13 protein-coding genes are annotated in these 13,838 nt (G+C 72.2%); 11 read left to right on the forward strand and 2 right to left on the reverse strand.

Annotation, left to right across the window (positions count from 1 at the left end; translation table 11 throughout):
* The first annotated feature begins 34 nt into the window (after positions 1 to 34).
* Positions 35 to 1,318, forward strand: a complete 1,284-nt coding sequence (locus WMR31_RS03725) for a thymidine phosphorylase (RefSeq protein WP_340537428.1) — start codon at positions 35 to 37, stop codon at positions 1,316 to 1,318.
* Here WMR31_RS03725 and WMR31_RS03730 read toward each other — a convergent pair.
* Positions 1,296 to 3,539 carry an FtsK/SpoIIIE domain-containing protein gene (locus tag WMR31_RS03730; protein WP_340537429.1) on the reverse strand — a complete coding sequence of 748 codons (2,244 nt, stop codon included), beginning with the start codon at positions 3,537 to 3,539 and terminating at the stop codon, positions 1,296 to 1,298. The two genes, WMR31_RS03725 and WMR31_RS03730, sit on opposite strands and share 23 nt — an antisense overlap.
* Positions 3,540 to 3,686: 147 nt before the next feature.
* Here WMR31_RS03730 and WMR31_RS03735 point away from each other — a divergent pair, with 147 nt between their 5' ends.
* The 10 genes from WMR31_RS03735 to WMR31_RS03780 all read left to right on the forward strand — a co-directional run bounded on the left by WMR31_RS03735 (position 3,687) and on the right by WMR31_RS03780 (position 13,229).
* Positions 3,687 to 4,427 (forward strand): CpaB family protein, encoded by a 741-nt coding sequence (locus tag WMR31_RS03735; RefSeq protein WP_340537430.1) that lies wholly within the window; start codon positions 3,687 to 3,689, stop codon positions 4,425 to 4,427.
* The gene (locus WMR31_RS03740) at positions 4,424 to 5,218 is read left to right on the forward strand and encodes a MinD/ParA family ATP-binding protein (RefSeq protein WP_340537431.1); all 795 of its coding nucleotides are present in this window, start codon (positions 4,424 to 4,426) and stop codon (positions 5,216 to 5,218) included. Before WMR31_RS03735 ends, WMR31_RS03740 begins: the two co-directional genes overlap by 4 nt.
* Positions 5,219 to 5,224: 6 nt before the next feature.
* The gene (locus WMR31_RS03745; protein WP_340537432.1) at positions 5,225 to 6,550 is read left to right on the forward strand and encodes a TadA family conjugal transfer-associated ATPase; all 1,326 of its coding nucleotides are present in this window, start codon (positions 5,225 to 5,227) and stop codon (positions 6,548 to 6,550) included.
* The gene (locus tag WMR31_RS03750) at positions 6,547 to 7,431 is read left to right on the forward strand and encodes a type II secretion system F family protein (protein WP_340537433.1); all 885 of its coding nucleotides are present in this window, start codon (positions 6,547 to 6,549) and stop codon (positions 7,429 to 7,431) included. Before WMR31_RS03745 ends, WMR31_RS03750 begins: the two co-directional genes overlap by 4 nt.
* Positions 7,428 to 8,345, forward strand: a complete 918-nt coding sequence (locus WMR31_RS03755) for a type II secretion system F family protein (protein WP_340537434.1) — start codon at positions 7,428 to 7,430, stop codon at positions 8,343 to 8,345. The genes WMR31_RS03750 and WMR31_RS03755 overlap by 4 nt, the downstream gene beginning before the upstream one ends.
* Positions 8,346 to 8,458: 113 nt before the next feature.
* The gene (locus WMR31_RS03760; RefSeq protein ID WP_340537435.1) at positions 8,459 to 8,668 is read left to right on the forward strand and encodes a Flp family type IVb pilin; all 210 of its coding nucleotides are present in this window, start codon (positions 8,459 to 8,461) and stop codon (positions 8,666 to 8,668) included.
* 14 nt (positions 8,669 to 8,682) lie between these two features.
* Entirely contained in the window at positions 8,683 to 9,069 is a 387-nt protein-coding gene (locus tag WMR31_RS03765; protein WP_340537436.1) for a TadE/TadG family type IV pilus assembly protein, read from the forward strand.
* 44 nt (positions 9,070 to 9,113) lie between these two features.
* Positions 9,114 to 9,488, forward strand: coding sequence for a TadE/TadG family type IV pilus assembly protein (locus WMR31_RS03770; protein ID WP_340537437.1), 375 nt, complete (start codon positions 9,114 to 9,116; stop codon positions 9,486 to 9,488).
* Positions 9,485 to 9,937 (forward strand): TadE/TadG family type IV pilus assembly protein, encoded by a 453-nt coding sequence (locus WMR31_RS03775; protein WP_340537438.1) that lies wholly within the window; start codon positions 9,485 to 9,487, stop codon positions 9,935 to 9,937. The genes WMR31_RS03770 and WMR31_RS03775 overlap by 4 nt, the downstream gene beginning before the upstream one ends.
* Positions 9,938 to 9,992: 55 nt before the next feature.
* A complete protein-coding gene (locus WMR31_RS03780) occupies positions 9,993 to 13,229 on the forward strand; it encodes a LysM peptidoglycan-binding domain-containing protein (RefSeq protein ID WP_340537439.1) in 3,237 nt (1,078 codons plus the stop codon).
* A gap of 78 nt (positions 13,230 to 13,307) precedes the next feature.
* Here the strand turns inward: WMR31_RS03780 and WMR31_RS03785 are convergent, their stop codons facing one another.
* Positions 13,308 to 13,766, reverse strand: a complete 459-nt coding sequence (locus tag WMR31_RS03785) for a MaoC family dehydratase (protein ID WP_340537440.1) — start codon at positions 13,764 to 13,766, stop codon at positions 13,308 to 13,310.
* Positions 13,767 to 13,838 lie beyond the last annotated feature (72 nt).

The raw sequence follows: 13,838 nt of genomic DNA on the forward strand, positions 1-13,838 counted from the left end.
AGCACAGGTCGGGTTCGGGCGCTAGGGTCCGACCATGAGCACTCACGACGCCATCGAAGTGATCTCCGCCAAGCGCGACAAGCACGCCCTGACCGACTCCCAGATCGACTGGGTCGTTGACGCCTACACCCGCGGCGACGTCGCCGACGAGCAGATGTCGGCGCTGGCGATGGCCATCCTCCTCAACGGGATGGACCGGCGCGAGATCGCCCGGTGGACCGGCGCGATGATCGCCTCGGGGGAGCGGATGGACTTCTCCAGCCTGTCGCGCCCGACCGCCGACAAGCACTCCACCGGCGGGGTGGGCGACAAGATCACCCTGCCGCTGGCTCCGTTGGTCGCCGCGTGCGGGGTGGCGGTGCCGCAACTGTCCGGACGCGGCCTGGGCCACACCGGAGGGACCCTCGACAAGATGGAGGCGATCCCCGGCTGGCGCGCGGACCTGTCGAACGCGGAGATGCTGGCCCAGCTGGAGTCGGTGGGCGCGGTCATCTGCGCGGCCGGCGACGGCCTCGCCCCGGCTGACAAGAAGCTCTACGCGCTGCGCGACGTCACCGGCACGGTGGAGGCGATCCCGCTGATCTCCTCCTCGATCATGAGCAAGAAGATCGCCGAGGGCACCGGGGCGCTCGTGCTCGACGTCAAGGTCGGCAGCGGTGCGTTCATGAAGGACCTCGACCGTGCGCGCGAGCTCGCCGAGACGATGGTCGGCCTGGGCAAGGACGCCGGTGTCGCCACCGTCGCCCTGCTGACCAACATGGAGACGCCGCTGGGCTACACCGCCGGCAACGCGATCGAGGTCGCCGAGTCCGTCGACGTGCTCTCCGGTGGCGGACCTGCCGACGTCGTGGAGCTCACCGTCGCCCTGGCGCGCGAGATGCTCGCCGCCGCCGGACGCGACGACGTCGACCCCGCCGACAAGCTCGCCGACGGGTCCGCGATGGACGTGTGGAAGGCGATGATCCGCGCCCAGGACGGCGACCCTGACGCCCCGCTGCCGGTCGCCAAGGAGTCCGAGGTCATCCCGGCCCCCTCCACCGGGGTGCTCACCCGCCTCGACGCGATGGCCGTCGGGCTCGCGGCGTGGCGCCTCGGCGCCGGCCGGGCCCGCAAGGAGGACCCCGTCCAGGAGGGCGCCGGTGTCATCTGGCACGCCCGTCCTGGTGACTCCGTCACGGCCGGCGAGCCGCTCTTCACCCTGCTCACCGACACCCCGGAGCGCTTCGAGCGGGCGCGTGAGTCGCTCGAGGGTGGCTACGACATCGCGATGTCGGCCATCGGCGAGCCGACGCCGGTCATCCTCGACCGGATCGCCTGATCTGTCCCGCTCGGCGCAGCGTGCCCGCCGTCCAGGGCCGCTGGGCCGACGGACGGGCCGGGCCGTCGAGCTCGGCGCGGGTGAGACGGCGCCCGGTCTCGGCGATCAGCGCGTACTGAGCCGCCCGATATGAGGCATCGCGGTGGCCGAGCGGGTTCTGGCTCGCGCCCTGATCGGTCGTGAAGACCAACCGGAGCCCGGCGTCCGGGCCGTCGGCGAGTGCTGTCAGTGTCTCGATCTCGCTCGCCCAGCGGTGCGCGTCGTCGACCAGCACGACGAGGTAGGGGAGCTGCTCGCGGGGCGCCGCGCGGGCCCGCTGCTCGGCCAGAGCGCTCACTCCCTGGCGCCGCCAGAGCTCTCGCCGCCGGGCTACCTCCTCGCTCAGGTTGTCGACGAGGTCGCCGGCCGACGGGTCGCCGTGCGCGACGACGACCCCGACGTGGGGGAGTGCGGCGAGGGGGCGCAGGTCGGCGGTCGCACTGTCGAGGGCGTGGAGGTGCACGTCTCGCGAGGATCGGACCTCGGCCAGGTGGACGGCGATCCCGCGCAGGGTCGTGGAGCGACCCGAGCGGGCGGAACCTGCGATGACGGTCGGGGTCGCGGAGTCGAGGTCGAGGGTCCGGTCGAGATCCCGGCCCGCGGACGACGTCGCGACCGGCGGCTCCAGCGGCTCCAGCGGCTCCGTCTCGGTGCGCTGGGGATCGGGAGTGGCCGGATCGGCCGGATCGGCCGGCCCGTCATCTGGCTCGCTGGTGCCCGGTGCGGTCGCTCCCAGGCTCTCCCACGGCACGGCCCACATCCTGGGTGGGCGCACGGCAGGACCGGCGCCCGGGGCGTGCGGCGGCTCGCCGGAGTCGTGCAGGGGAGCCAGCGCCCGGGCCACCCGCTCGCTCCACGCCGGATCGACCAGGTCCGGGACGACCGCCCCCGCTCCGCCCGGGACGGCCGGCATCTCGAGCCGCTGCTCGCCGACCTCGACCACGGCGGCGGACGCCGCGGGCAGGCTCGCAGGGTCGCCGTCGAGGCAGATCGGGTGGATGCCGCGCGCGGGTCCGTCGCGCAGCAGTGCGCCCAGTCCGGGTAGGTCGACGAGCTCACCCATCCCGTCCAGCACGACGAGCACCGCGGCGTCCGGTCCCGGTCGTCCGATGGTGCCCCGCAGGAGCTCTGCGAGCTCGGCGATCCGCCGGCCACGGGAGTCGGTGTCGTTGCCGATCGACACGCTCTCGTCGTGGTCGCGGCAATGCGGCAGCCAGCGGGTCCACTCCCACTGGTCGGCGCGGGAAGCGGCGGTGAGCACCACGATCCGCAGCTCGCGCGGACTGTGCAGCGCGGCGGCCTGTCCGACCAGCCACCGGGCGACGGCGTCGCGTCCGGCGCCGATGAGACCGAGACCGCCGACCTCGCGCAGCGAGACGGTGACCGGCTCTTCGCTACGGGCATCGACGCCGAGCCGGACCCGCAGGAAGTCGCCATCCTCCGGGCGCCGCCGCCACAGCCCGCGGCCGGGCCCGACGCATTGCAGCAGGACCTCGGCCGGATCCGGGTAGGCCGCACGAGGTGTGGGTGCCCCGGGCGCCAGGCCGCGCCCCGGTGGACCGGGCGGGCGCGGCATCCGGTGGACGTCGAGGCCGAGACCCGCCGAGCGGGGAGTGACGACGGCGTCGGGCGTCCAGACCGGGTGCCACTCGAGCACGGTCGCGCCCAGTCGGAGCGCGGTGCCCGGCGGCCACGCGCCCGGAGGCCGGCTCCGCACCGCGGTCTCCAGGATCCGTACCTCGCCGCGCGGTGTCACGCGCAGGGAGAGGGCGGGCATCGGGAGGCCAGGATCCGGCAGCTCGATCTCCGGCGAGTCCGGACCGGCCTCGTGGTCGCCGATCCCGAGCCGGTGCACCAGTCCCGCGCCCGGGCCCGAGACGACCCGCAGCTCCACGACGCCGGCCGGGAGGCCGGGGTAGGCGTCGTCGGGCTCGTGCAGGGCCAGATGCGAGCCCGGTCGCCAGCCGGCCGCGCGGAGGCTCTGCCCGCCGCCGACCCGGACGCCGTCGACCCACATCGAGCTGTGCCGGGCGAAGCCGTCGTCGATCGCCTCCGCCCCGGTGAGCGCGAGCAGGGCGGGGAGCAGGGCGTCGACCGGGGTCTCCGGGGAGGCGTCGACCAGGACGTCCTGACTGACGCCGGTCGCGCCGTTGCGCACGCTCACGGGGAATCGCTCGCTCACCAGCCGCCCCCTCCCGCTATTACGACCGGCCCCGACCAGCCCGCGTGACTCCTATCATGTTTGACTCGTCCCGCCGGAGGTCAATGTCCTCAAGATGACCGCATCCCGGTCCTCTCAGTTGTCCACAGAATGCGGGGAAGCGACACCGTGAGTAGCCAGACGCCGACGACCTCGTCCACCCCGGCGAAGCAGCGCAAGCAGAAGGCCACGAAGAAGCCCTCGCGGAGCCTCACCGAGCGCTCCGGCCCGCCGCGGCAGCGCCGGCCCGCGCTCGCCGCCCTCGCCGTCATCCTGATCGTCGGCGGCGCCCTTCTCGCCGGCCTCCTCGCCGTCCGGCTCGACTCGCGCGAGCCCGTGCTCGCCGCTGCCCGCCCCATCGAAGCCGGTGCGGTGATCACCGAGGACGACGTCAAGGAGGTCAAGGTGGCCAGCGAGGGGCTGGTGCTCATCCCGGCCGAGTTCGCCGACGACATCCTCAACGGCAAGACCTACGCCAAGTTCCCCATCGGTCCCGACACGCTGCTCGACGAGAACATGCTCACGACGACCAACCCGGTCGACGGCGATCGCGCCGTGGTCTCGATCCCACTCTCGAGCAAGCTCACGCCTGCGGCCACGCTGCGCAGCGGCGATCTGATCGAGATCATCCGGGTCGGTGGGAGCGGATCCGATGCGGAGCCGAAGGTTCTCAGCCAGGGACTCGTGCTGTCGGTGGACAAGGGCTCGTCCGACGACCTCGGCGGATCGAGTGAGGGGACTCTGCAGGTGCTCGTGCCGAGCGAGGTCGCTGCTCAGGTGATCGGCGCCGCAGGCGGCGACCAGGCGGGCGTCGCTCTGCTCAAGCACAACCAACCTTTCGACATCGAGCTGGAGGTCCCAGCGCAGTGAGCGTGATCGCCGTTGCTTCGGCCAAGGGGGCACCCGGGGCGAGCATCACCGCGGCTGCGCTGGCCGCCCTGTGGCCGCGGCCGGCGGCCGTCCTCGTTGATCTGGACCCCGCCGGCGGCGACGTCGCCTGGCGGGCACGCGACCCGCACGGGCAGCCACTCGATCCCGACCGGGGACTGCTGTCCCTCGCCGCCGCCGCCCGGCGCGGAGCCGCCGAAACCCCCCTGGCTGACCACCTGCAAGAGACCGCGTTCGGCTTCCCGGTGCTCGCCGGCGTGCCGACACCGGAGCAGTTGGCCGGGATCGGCGGCGTCTGGTCGGTCCTGCCCGAGATCCTCGCCGCGCACGGCTCGACCGCCGACGTCATCGCCGACTGTGGGCGGGTCACGCTCGGCTCGCCGGTGCTGCCCGTGCTCTCGGCAGCCGATGCGGTGCTGCTCGTCGTCCGGCCCGACGTGGAGGGCATCGCGCACCTGCGCAACCTGCTTCGCGCGTTGCGGCGGCCCCTGCGCCTCGATGAGCCGGGTGCCCAGCGGGTGGGCGTCGTCGTGGCCACCAGCTATCGCGACACCGCGACCGTCACCGACCTGCAGCATCTCCTCCAGCACGAGCAGTTGCCGGCTCGCGTGCTCGGCATCGTGGCGCGCGACGACAAGGCGGCTCGGGTGCTCGCGTCGAGTCGCTCGGGTCGCCTCGGCTCGAGCCTGCTGGGCCGCTCGGCCCGGACGCTGAGTGCCGAGATCTCCTCCCATCTGACCGGACCCAGCCAGCTGCAACCCGGACGGAGCTGATCGACCGTGGACCAGCGACTCGTACGCCGCCTGCGCGAGGACGTCGCGGAGGTGCTGGCTCGCCAGCGCCGCGAGGACAACGCCGCGGGCGTCGCACCGATGACCGCGGAGGACGAGCGGCAGTTCGCTCGCGCCGTCGTCAGCAGGGTGCTCGACGGCTATGCCCGTGATGAGGTGCGCGCCGGCCGGACCCCGCCGTCCCATGACGACGAGGTGCAGCTGGCCGAGGGCATCCACGCCGCTCTCTTCGGCGTCGGTCGCCTGCAGCCGCTCCTCGACGATCCCGACGTCGAGAACATCGACATCAACGGCTGCGACCGGGTGTTCGTCGGCTATGCCGACGGGCGCGAGGAGCTCGCCCCGCCCGTCGCGGAGTCCGACGACGAGCTGGTCGAGCTGGTCCAGACCCTCGGTGCCTACTCGGGCCTGACCAGCCGCTCCTTCGACACCGCCAACCCGCAGCTCGACATCCGGCTGCCCGACGGCTCCCGGCTCTCTGCGGTGATGGGCGTGTGCCAGCGGCCCTCGCTGTCGATCCGGCGGGCGCGGCTGTCGCGGGTCTCCCTCGACATGCTGGTCGACTACGGCACCATGTCGCCCGACCTGGCCGCGATGCTCTCGGCCGCGGTGCGAGCCCGCAAGAACATCATGATCGCCGGGGCCACGAACGCCGGGAAGACCACGCTGCTGCGGGCGCTGGCCAACGAGATCGAGCCCGACGAGCGACTCATCACCGTCGAGCGCGCTCTGGAGCTCGGACTCGGCGAGTTCGCCGACCTGCACCCCAATGTCGTGGCCTTCGAGGAGCGGCTCGCCAATGCCGAGGGCAGCGGCGCCATCCCGATGTCCGACCTGGTGCGCCGCTCGCTGCGCATGAACCCCTCGCGCGTGATCGTCGGCGAGGTGCTGGGCGACGAGATCGTCACCATGCTCAACGCGATGAGCCAGGGCAATGACGGCTCGCTTTCCACGATCCACGCCAACTCCTCCTCCGAGGTGTTCAACCGGATCTGCACCTACGCGATCCAGAGCGTCGAGCGCCTGCCCGCCGAGGCCACGATGATGCTGATCGGCGGCGCGATCGACTTCGTGGTGTTCATCGAGCGGATCAACACCTTCGCCGAGGGCGGCACCCTGCGACGCACCGTCACCTCGGTGCGGGAGGTCAACGGCGTCGACGGCCGAGTCCTCTCCAGCGAGGTCTACAAGCTCGGCCCCGACGGCGTCGCCGTCCCGGGAGCCGCGATCTCCTGTCTCGACGACCTCGAGGCTGCCGGCTACGTCCCCGGGGCCGCTCCGACCTGGCTGGAGATGGCGGAGAGGACCTCGTGAACGGGACCGAGCTGCTGACACCCCAGGTGGTGCTCATCATGCTGCTCGGGGCCGTGGCCGCGGGCGGGATCGTGCTCCTTGCGACCGCGCTCATCCCGAGGGAGCCACCACCACCCTCCACCCGCACCAGCATCATCGAAGATCTGCGTGCCTACGGACGTCGGTTGCCGATAGCGATCATCGCCGGGCTCTTCGTTCTACTGATCACCGGTTGGCCGGTCGCGGCGATCGCCACGGTCGCACTCGTCCTCCTATGGGACCGGCTGTTCGGCGGCGGGCGGGCCGCTCGCCTGTCGGTGGCTCGGATCGAGGCGCTGGCCGCGTGGACCGAGTCGCTGCGCGACACCGTGGCGGGTGCGGTGGGGCTCGAACAAGCGATTCCGGCGTCAGTGCACGCCGCCGGCCCGGCGATCCGCGACGACCTCCAGACGCTGGCCGACCGGCTCCGCGTGCGGGTGCCGCTCCCTGAGGCGCTGCAGCGCTTCGCCGACGAGCTCGACGACAGCGGGGCCGACCTGATCATCGCCGCGCTCATCCTCAACTCCAGGCTGCGCGGACCCGGGCTGCGTCAGGTGCTCACCTCGTTGTCGGAGTCGGCGCGCGCGGAGCTGGAGATGCGACAACGCGTCAGCGCCGGACGCCGCAGCACCGAACGCAGTGTGCAGATCGTCGTTGGTGTGACCGTCCTGTTCGTCGTCCTTCTGCGTGTCTTCAACCCGGATTACGTCGAGCCATATGGCACCGCGCTGGGACAGGTCGTTCTCGTTCTGGTCCTCGGGTTCTTCGCAGCCGGGATCGCGTGGATGCAACGGTTGACTCGATTCGAGACCCCCGAACGGTTCCTGCGCTCACGTTCGCCCGCCAAGGGAGGCGTGTCATGAGTCTCACGCTCGTGATGATCGCGGGAGGACTCGTCGGCGCCGGTCTTCTCCTTGCCGTCTGGCTCGTTCTGCAGCCTCCGGTCTCGGGCCCGGTCGCGCTGGCGCACCTCGATGCACAGCTGTCGAGGAGCCGTCGTCACGCAAGCGTCACCGCCGATCGGCGGCACCAGGACGAGTCGCCCCGGATGCGTCGTCTCGGCACGGAGCTCGCAGATGCCCTGGATCAACGCGGAATCAGGCTCCCGACGTCGCTGAGCTCCGGCCTGGCGATGATGGGGGTCTCGCGCGAGATTTTCCTCGCCCGGTGCGTCCTGGGCGCCGTTCTCGGGTTCGTGGTGCCCGTGATCGTCTTAGCGCCGGTGACGGCGCTCGGCTTCGTCTCGCCGTCGATTCCCCTGTGGCTGATGCTCATCGGAGCCATGGTCGGACTCGTCGTTCCGGTGCTCCAAGTCGTGCGCGAGAGCGACGAGCGCCGCAGAGCGTTCCGGCACGTCGTCGGTTCCTTCCTCGACCTCGTCGCGATGAACCTGGCCGGCGGTCGCGGCGTCCCGGAGGCGCTCCAGTCCGCCGCCCAGATCTCCGATGGCTGGGCGATGACCCGGATCCGCGACACGTTGGAGGCGGCGCGGCTCCAGGGCACCACGCCATGGGCTGCGCTCGGTGCGCTCGGCGAGGAGGTCGACATCGACGAACTGCGTGATCTCTCCGCTGCGCTCGCCCTGGTGGCCGAAGACGGGGCCAAGGTGCGCGACTCCCTCACCGCGCGCGCCGCCTCGATGCGGCGCAAGGCGCTGGCCGACGCCGAGGGCCGTGCCGCAGCACGGTCCCAGTCGATGCTGGTCGCCCAGTTGCTGCTCTGTATCGGATTCCTGATCTTCCTCATCTACCCGGCCGTAGCGCGGGTGGTGGGGTGAGGTGTCGTAGACGGCCCACCAGGGTTAGCCTGAGGCGACCACAGATCGAGGTTTGACGTCTGACTCTCGGGGGAGTGTTTCCCGCGGAGCCACGAACTGAGGAGCAGCACATCATGTCCAGTCAGCCGACCCTGCAATTCCTGATGATCATGCTGCGGGCGCACCGGGCCCGCCTGCACAACGAGGAGCGAGGCGCCACCGCGGTCGAGTGGGTCGTGATCACCGCGATCCTGGTCGCCATTGCGCTCGCCGTGGGAGGCGTGTTGCTCAAGGTGATCAAGGGCAAGGCCGACGGCATCGACCTCGACACAGACAACATCTGAGCATGCGTCGCCGAATGAGGCGACGAAACGAGCGGGGTGCCTCGACGGTCGAGCTGGCGCTCTACATGCCGCTCCTGCTCTTCGTCATCTTCCTCGCCGTGCAGTTCGCCTTGGTCTACCTCGGCAACCAGGCGGCGAGTGCGGTGGCCCGCGAGACCGCGCGGGTGGCTCGTACGAGCGACGACGACGCCAAGGCCCACGCGGCGGGAGAGCGCTATGCCGCGAACATCGGCGGCGGCATCCTCGAGGGGTACCACATCGACATCAAGCGCACCGGGCCGGACGAGGTCACCGTGACCGTCACCGGCCATGCCCAGGAGATCTCGCCGTTCGGCGTGCCGGAGGTCAGTCAGACCGTCGTCGGCCCGATCGAGCACTTCGTGGGGGAGGGCGCCGAGTGATGCTGTGCCGCCGTCGCCGAGACGCCCGGAGCGAGCGCGGCTCCATGGCCGTCGAGATCGTGCTGCTGACTCCGGTGCTGATGGCCTTCGTCATCCTGATCGTGATGTTCGGGCGCTATGTCGCGGTCCGCGGCGACGTCGACGCCACCGCGCGCGACGCCGCGCGAGCGGCCTCGTTCGAGAACTCGCTTCCCGCCGCGAGACAGGCCGCGGCGGCCACGGTCCGGGCCTCGCTGGACAAGGAGACCACCTGCGCCGACATCGAGGTCAACGGACCCTTCGAGGCCGGCGGCGAGGTCACCGTGGTGCTGCACTGCCGGGTCTCCTTCGACGGACTCGGCCTGATCGGGGTGCCCGGCTCGGTCGCCGTCGAAGGCTCCAGCACCGTGCCGCTCGACCCGTACCGGAGCTTTGCATGAAGTCGTTCTCGAACCGTGTGTTGAGCCGGATGCGACGGGCTCGCCGCACCGCCGAGCGGGGTGCCGCGACGGCCTTCGTCGTCGGTATGGCCATCGTGCTGTTGGCCTGTGCCGGCCTGGTGGTCGACGGCGGCGGTGCACTGAACGCCCGCATGAAGCTTGCCGACGACGTCGAGCAGGCGGCGCGCGCCGGCGCGCAGCAGCTGAACCAGGAGGCGCTGTACGGCGACCCCGGATCGGTCGTCATCGAACAGGACGCGGCCAGCGCCCGCATCCAGAGCTACCTCGCTGCCCGCGGACACCGAGTGACTGCGATCGACTTCGCGCCGGGCGGTGACAGCGTGACTGTCACCGCGGCCGACACCGTCGACACGCGCCTGCTCAACCTGGTCGGGATCAACAAGTACGACATCGAGGCCACCGCGACCGCCGAGACGATCACGCAGTGAGTCGGCCGATGACCCAGCCGATCAGCCAGCCATCAGCCGTAGTGAGGAGTGGGACATGACCCAGTCGCCCACCCAGCCCCCGACTCAGCCTCCTTTCCAGCCGCCGTCCCAGCCCCCGGGCACGCGCGGCCCCCAGCGCTTCGCCGCCCCGGAGGTCGAGCCGGAGCGCGCCTCGTGGCCGCGTGCCATCGGTGCCGGCCTTGCCCTGCTGCTCCTCATCGTCGGCGTCCCGGCACTCCTGATCGCCTTCACCGGCGGTCCGCCGATCCCTGACTCGATACCGACCCGCGACGACCTCACCCAGCCGCTGAGCATCGACGCGCTGTTCGCGGTGCTGCGCGCCGTGGTGTGGCTGGCCTGGCTGCAGTTCACGATCTGCACCATCGTCGAGATCGTGAGCATCGCCCGCGGCGGCGGGCTGCCACGGCCGGTGCCCTTCTCGGGCCCCTCGCAGGCCCTCGCCCGGGCGCTGGTCGGCGCGGTGCTCGTCGGCGCGACGGTCCTCGGCAGCACCGCCGGAGCCAACGCCGCCCCGAGCACCCCGCCGACCCCGGCCGGACCCGACTGGCACGACGTGGTCGGGGTGCGCGACCCCGGACCGGCACCGACGGCGTCGGCGCCGCATCGCGCTGTCGCCGATGCGGTCGCCCAGGGCATCGACGCCGGCAGCGCGATGACCGCCGACGCACCCGACGGCCGGGTTCCGGGGGACTCCTCGGGTCGATCGCACGGCCCGGGCAGCTTCTCCGACGACGGCGCGGGGAGCCGATCCGACTCCCGTGACCTGAGCGCCCGATCGACCGACCTCACCGGATCGTCGTTGACCCCGAACCAGGAGGGATTCGACGTCCGCCAGGACGCCGCTGGTCAGCAGGACGGCCCGGGCGGACAGATGGACTCCTCGCCGATCTCGTCGGTGCCCGGTGTGCCGGCGAGCATGACCGACGTCGTCGGTCACCGCGTGGTCATCGTGCAGCCGCCCGACGGGCACTACCACGACAACCTCTGGGACATCGCCGAGCGTCACCTCGACGACGGGCGCCGGTGGAAGGAGATCTACGAGCTCAACAAGGGCCGACTCCAGCCTGACGGCCAGGAGCTGGTGATCGGCCGACTCATCCAGCCCGGGTGGGTGCTGATCATGCCCGACGACGCCCAGGACGCCCCTCGGGTCACCGGCACTCCGGGTCACGGTCGGCAGGGACCGCACGGGCACGGCGGTCATCAGGGGCCCGGCGCGACCGCCGACGGCACGGTCGGCCCCGGCGTCGCCCACGGCGCCGGCGCGGTGGGCGGTGCGCTCGGCGACGGCCCCGGCAGCCTCGACGACGGCCGCGCCTCTGGTCGCAGCGATGTCGCGCGCGAGCAGTCCGGCGACTCCGGATCCGGTGTCGGCGACGTCGTCACCGGCATCCTCGCCGGCACCGGTGGCGGCGGCCTCGTCGCCGGGATCCTCGCCCTCGCCATCGCCGGCGCTCGACGCCGTCGTCCCGGCTCGGGACCCACCGGCACCGATCCCGAGGTCGAGGTCGCGCTGCGGGTCGCCGCCGACGAGGAGCGCACGCTGTGGATCGACCGGGCGCTGCGCTCGCTCAGCGCGATCTGCCGCGCGGAGCGGATCGCGCTTCCGCAGGTCTATGCGGCCACGGTCTCCGATGACGCGATCCGGCTCCGCGTCGCCCCGCCCGTGCTCGACGCCCCCGCGCCGTGGACGGTGCACGACGGCGGAAGCACCTGGCAGCTCGACCGCACCGCGGTTCTGCCCGAGGGCTCGGGCCACGCGCCGTACCCCGGCCTGGTCTGCCTCGGCCGCGACGACGACGGCGCCGACCTCCTCGTCGACCTCGAGGCGGTCGGCGGCGTGTTCGCCATCGACGGCGCGCACCACGCAGCCCGCGAGGTGGTCTCGGCGATCGCCGTCCAGCTCGCGCTCGCCCCGTGGGCCGACGCCCAGGCCGTGCACGGCTACGACCTCTCCGAGCACCTCGCCGTGCTGTCGGGCACCCGCTTCCGGCACGTCGCGCACCTCGGCGCCCTGCTCGACCAGTGGCGCGACACCTCGCCGGGTCGGCCGGCGCGTGAGGTGCTCGGTGGCCGGATCGGACGTCGTCCGGGCGTCGAGCCGCAGTACCTGCTGCTCGGCACCGTGCCCCCCGACCTCGACACCCACGATGCCGGGGGAGTGCTGGCTCGACTCGGCGCCGCCGGCACCCGTGGCGTCGGCATCGTCTCCGCGGTGCCCGTGCCCGGGTCGCGGTGGCGGGTGCATGTCGACGACAGCGGGCGGCTCACCATCCCGTTGCTCGACGTCGACGTCCACGCCGTCCGCCTCACCGACGCGACGGCCGGCTCGCTCCACGCCCTGCTCGCGCAGGTGCACGACGACGGCGACACCGCCATCACGCCGGTGATGCTCGATCGTCCCGCGGTCGGCGAGCCCGTCCGCCCCGGCGCCGACTCGGAGCTGGCGATGGCGCCGGTCACCGTGTCGGTGCTCGGCAGCCCGCTGGTGCGTGGCGCGGGCGACCTCGACCCGGTGCGCCTCGAGCTCGCCACCGAGCTCGTCGTGTTCCTCGCCCTCGCCTCCGGCCCGGTGCATCCCAGCGTCGTGGCGGCGTCGCTGTGGCCCCGCGGCGTCACCGCCGACGTCCGCGACGCGACCATCGACCGGGCCCGCGAGTGGCTCGGCGCCGACGCCGAGGGCAATCACCGACTCGGAGAGACCACCGAGGGGCGGCTGTTCCTCTCCGACGACGTGCTGGTCGACTGGGACGCCGTCCGCACCCTGCTGCTGCGCTCCCGCGACGCCGTCCCCGCCGACGAGCGCGACCTGCTGCGTCGCGCGCTGCGGCTCGTCCGTGGCCCGGCGATCGCCGAGCGACCCGCGCGCCGCTACACCTGGCTGCCGCGGGTGGGCCTGGAGGAGGAGAGCGTCTCGCTGATCGTCGACGCCGCCCACCGGCTGGCTGTGCTCTCCTTCGACGACGACCCGGCCGGAGCCGCCGCCGCCTGCCGCGCCGGACTCCGGCTCGCGCCGGCGTCCCAGGTGCTCTGGCGCGACCTGCTCACCGCCGAGGCGCGCAACCCCGAGGGACCGGGCGCGGCGATCGCCGCCCGCGAGATGATGGACGAGCTGGCCTCGGTCGGCGCCCCCCTGGACGCCGAGACCGACGCCCTGGTGATCGAGCTGGTGCCCAACACCCTCCCCGACGGCATCCGCAAGGCCCCGCCGTCAGCCCCCGAGGACGCCGAGTCGGCGTTGCCGTTGAACAGAAACGCCGACTCGGCGTGAAGTCGACGCCGAGTCGGCGTTGCGGTTGAGCACAAACGCCGACTCGGCGTGAAGTCGGAGTCGGAACGGGACAGTCAGTCACTCGTCGTTGAGGAGGACGACGACCATCTCGGCCACGCAGGCGGGCTTGTCGACGCCGTCGATCTCCACGACGTGGCGCATCGTGACCTGCTTGCCCATGGGGAGGTCGTCGACGGCGGCGAGGGTGACCCGGTCGCGGATGCGCTGGCCGACCTTCACCGGGTTCGGGAAGCGGACCTTGTTGAGGCCGTAGTTCAGCTTCGCGCCGGGGGTGTCGAGGGTGAAGACGCTGGTGCCGAGGTAGGGGATCAGCGACAGGGTCAGGTAGCCGTGTGCGATCGGGCCGCCGAAGGGGCCTTCGTTGGCGCGCTCGACGTCGACGTGGATCCACTGATGGTCGCCGGTGGCGTCGGCGAAGGTGTTGACGCGGTCCTGCTCGATCTCCAGCCAGTCGCCGACGCCGAGCTCCTCTCCGACCGCTTCGTCGAGTTCCTCGAAGGTGCTGAAGGTGCGCATACGGGTGGCCTCCCTGGACGGCGCTCGTCACTGCTGTCGCCATCGGGACGACCCGGACGAGGTGGTTGGATG

It is taken from the genome of Nocardioides epinepheli, assembly GCF_037936805.1.
In the GTDB taxonomy this organism is placed as follows: Bacteria; Actinomycetota; Actinomycetes; order Propionibacteriales; family Nocardioidaceae; genus Nocardioides.

Bases quoted from the DNA above. Each gene is read 5' to 3' on its own strand.
- WMR31_RS03725 (WP_340537428.1), top strand. From the start codon at position 35: ATGAGCACTCACGACGCCATCGAAGTGATCTCCGCCAAGCGCGACAAG.
- WMR31_RS03755 (WP_340537434.1), top strand. From the start codon at position 7,428: ATGAGTCTCACGCTCGTGATGATCGCGGGAGGACTCGTCGGCGCCGGT.
- WMR31_RS03760 (WP_340537435.1), top strand. From the start codon at position 8,459: ATGTCCAGTCAGCCGACCCTGCAATTCCTGATGATCATGCTGCGGGCG.
- WMR31_RS03765 (WP_340537436.1), top strand. From the start codon at position 8,683: ATGAGGCGACGAAACGAGCGGGGTGCCTCGACGGTCGAGCTGGCGCTC.
- WMR31_RS03770 (WP_340537437.1), top strand. From the start codon at position 9,114: ATGGCCGTCGAGATCGTGCTGCTGACTCCGGTGCTGATGGCCTTCGTC.
- WMR31_RS03775 (WP_340537438.1), top strand. From the start codon at position 9,485: ATGAAGTCGTTCTCGAACCGTGTGTTGAGCCGGATGCGACGGGCTCGC.
- WMR31_RS03780 (WP_340537439.1), top strand. From the start codon at position 9,993: ATGACCCAGTCGCCCACCCAGCCCCCGACTCAGCCTCCTTTCCAGCCG.
- WMR31_RS03785 (WP_340537440.1), bottom strand. From the start codon at position 13,766: ATGCGCACCTTCAGCACCTTCGAGGAACTCGACGAAGCGGTCGGAGAG.